Source organism: Bartonella sp. AP57NXGY (assembly GCF_042195805.1).
GTDB lineage: Bacteria > Pseudomonadota > Alphaproteobacteria > Rhizobiales > Rhizobiaceae > Bartonella.
Window position 1 is genome coordinate 1 of sequence record NZ_JBHIOZ010000145.1, and the last position, 3,149, is coordinate 3,149.

General features: G+C 39.8%; 1 protein-coding gene and 2 pseudogenes. All 3 read right to left on the minus strand.

Annotated features, from left to right (window positions below):
* A pseudogene (locus ACFIL8_RS08655) lies at positions 1–104 on the minus strand (lytic transglycosylase); the annotation flags it as partial.
* Positions 97–2,238, minus strand: a complete 2,142-nt coding sequence (locus ACFIL8_RS08660; RefSeq protein ID WP_375632658.1) for a glycine zipper family protein — start codon at positions 2,236–2,238, stop codon at positions 97–99. The gene ACFIL8_RS08660 and the pseudogene ACFIL8_RS08655, both read right to left, overlap by 8 nt.
* A gap of 8 nt (positions 2,239–2,246) precedes the next feature.
* Positions 2,247–3,149: pseudogene (locus tag ACFIL8_RS08665) on the minus strand (hypothetical protein); the annotation flags it as partial.

The window sequence follows — 3,149 nt, forward strand, 5'->3', positions numbered from 1 at the left end:
CCACTTTCCACTTGCGCAACACGGTACAAATAACTCTCTGGCAAACCATAACGCGCTGCTGCTTGACGGATCGCTTGATCGACTGAAGGGTTATATCTAGCCATAGATTTTACTCCTTGCAAATCTGCCCGCTTCTCCCATCAGTGCCGAAGAAACAAAGTGCCAGAAACGTTCATTACCAATTCCTGCTTTATGTAATCGTATAAATCTTTGTACCATTTGAGCAACTTCCTGCTGGTTCATACCCTTAACGCCAAAAGTTGCTAACTTTGCTATATCCCGTTCAAATATTTGTCTCTCTTTTTGAGGCAATTTTCTAATCGTATCAGATAAAATATTTTGAGTAATTTTTGCCCCAGCACGTGCTGTACTAACTTTTCCATACGGAATATGAACACCTGTTAAAGGAGAAGCCTCTGGCGTTCCTTGAAATGGCTTTAGTGCTCTTTGCGCCGCATCTTCATAGAACCTTTCGTCATCTACAGCTTTTCTAAACGCTTTAATGTTTTTAGGATTTAAAGACCTGCTAAGGTTTTTAGACACGCTACCCGTTTGTAAAATATTCGAAAGTGTATTAACAGGGCGGGATTTTTCTAATACGTCATCGATATAATCTCGCATCCCTACGCGATAAGTATTGAGACCATCCGGCATAGCTCCTTTACGAAGACCTTCTGCAATCCCCTCTCCAGATACATCTCTTTCTACAATTTTTTTGCCTTGGCTTATAGCTTCTGCAAAGCCTTTGTATTTTGCTGCGCTACCCCGAGCTGCTTTATAAGTAGGGGAAATTTTATCCGTTATTTTTACCAAATTGTTCTTCAAAATTTGATATGTAGAAGCCCCTTCTTCATCACCAAGCTTTCGATTCATTCTGATTAAAACATCAAGGGATTTCTTGCTTCGATCTAGTAACTCCATTGTAGGTTTATAATTGATATGGCTAAACTCTTTTGCATAGAATCGTTGAGGTATTGCTGTGCGGGGGTCTCTTTCTAACTTTTTGACAGCGTGCTTAAGAGCGTCTTGAAATCCTTCTTGTTTAAAAAGCCTATTAAGAGCTGGATAATATCTTTTTTCTATTGGAGTACGATAGGCTTGTGCATAGAGAGAACCATGTGCTTCTTCCCCTTGCTCTTTAAGCAACCTTTTTAAAACTTTCGTATCTTGGAGAGGGGTAATGTTTTCATCTGCCGATTGACCAAGGCGCTGAACTGCTCCCTGCATCCGTCCTTCATGGGCTCTTTTCAAAAGTTCAGAAACACGCGTATTTGTTGTCCCCATATTCGCAAGCAATACTTCTAAATTCGGACTAATATCTGTCAAAAATGCATGGCGTGGTGCATTTGCAAGATGTTCAGCAACATTCTCAACACCATCATCATATAATGTTTTTGCAACTTCTCTGACTACTTTAGTTTGAACTTCCTTATGAGCAGGATTAAAATGCCTTCTTACAAAAGGAGCTGTTTGCATGCTTCTTAACGCTTTATTCAATCCTGAAGAAACAACGGTACCAGCAAGAGAACCAACAGGACCAGCAACTGCTCCAATCCCACTACCAATCCCTGCCGAAGCAAGGCGGTCATAAAGACCATCTCCCGCACCAGAACCATGCAAAGCGCCAGAACCTGCTCCTAAAACTGCCGCCTTACCAAGATTTCCAAATGTTGATGCCGCAGTACCTACTTTCAAAAATCTAAGCGCAGGGACAAATGAAAGTGCTGTTGGTAAAATCGAACCAGCAATATAAGCACCAGAAGACAACCATGGATATTTCTCTTCCAAGGCTTTTTGGTAAGCGCGTTCCTTGGCTACTCTTCTGTTATAAACCTCTACTGCTTTCTTATCACCACGCCAATAATCCGTAAAACCTGCTTCATTCGCCGCTTGTATCTCATCACTATACCCTGCTGTCAAACCAGATATCCCATGACTCCTTAGTGCATCCCACCACGTAAGATCTTTATCATCAAATGAAAAATCATCTGTTGTAGTTTTGGGGTCTTGACTGCCATGAAAATCTGCAAAAGATGAATGATTTGGAATATCTTGGGGTAGACCAATTACCTTATATTTCCTAGCCCATTCTGGAAGAAGTGATTTATCATAATCTTTATATTCAGGATAATCTGTAGCTGTTTGAATATTTGAAATATCTTGGGGTGGACCAATTACCTTATATTTCCTAGCCCATTCTGGAAGAAGTGATTTATCATAATTCTTATATTCATACATAGCACAACCTATTTTATAAAAGGAACCGCTTTACCATTGGCATCAATAATAAAAAATTTTTGTCCTTTTGGTAGAGCTGCAATCTCTTCTGTACTTTTCACTATAGGAATATTTTCACTACCTCCTTGTGACATCGGCGAATCTGCGAAATATTGATCAGAGATTTCTTTAGGCGTATTGATAGGCTGCCCTGTTACCCAATTATATAATTGGGTCTCATCAAGTTTATTTAAAGCAACTAATGTTTTTTCAAGCATTCCTAAAGTTTTTAATAATCCTTCTTCCTTACGTCCAGCATCCAAAGAACCAAAAGTTGCTATCATATTACGGCTTTCTTGATCTGATATAGGACCAACACTAAGATTTCCTTTAGGATCCATCGATTTTAAGCTCTCAAATACCGCCTTTAAAGCACCACCCTTAATCGTATCAAATAATTTTTCTAATTCATATGCAGGAGATCCTCCAACATTTCTCGATCCCCACCCAACAAATCCTGTCGCAAAGCCTTCTTTTATAATTTTAATAGCATCCTGAATAGCATTTATTCCTATGCGTGCCTGCTGTTTGGTGAGAAGCATATTTTTTCTCTTTTTATGCTCCCACTCTTTCTGGGCTTGTAGTTTTTGATTATACTCAAGTTCCTGCATCGACCCCTTAACCGGTCTCGCTCTACGTTCACCTAGTTGTGAATTGGGATCCCATTCATAACCTTTATCTAACTGAGGTTTATCACCACCTGTTAGCATCGCACTAAGCATTTGCGGATTACGTGCCATAATAGCAGCTTCTTCTTCACTGTACCCTTTAGATTTTAGGTATTCGACGGTCTGATTAACCTGTCCTCTTTTTTCTCTTTCCATATCACCACGACGAAGATTCATAGCTGCATTCGCTAAACTTTGTGCTAT

What these genes read in the sequence shown, in the direction of transcription:
- ACFIL8_RS08660 (WP_375632658.1), bottom strand. Translation starts at nt 2,238, where the DNA reads ATGTATGAATATAAGAATTATGATAAATCACTTCTTCCAGAATGGGCT.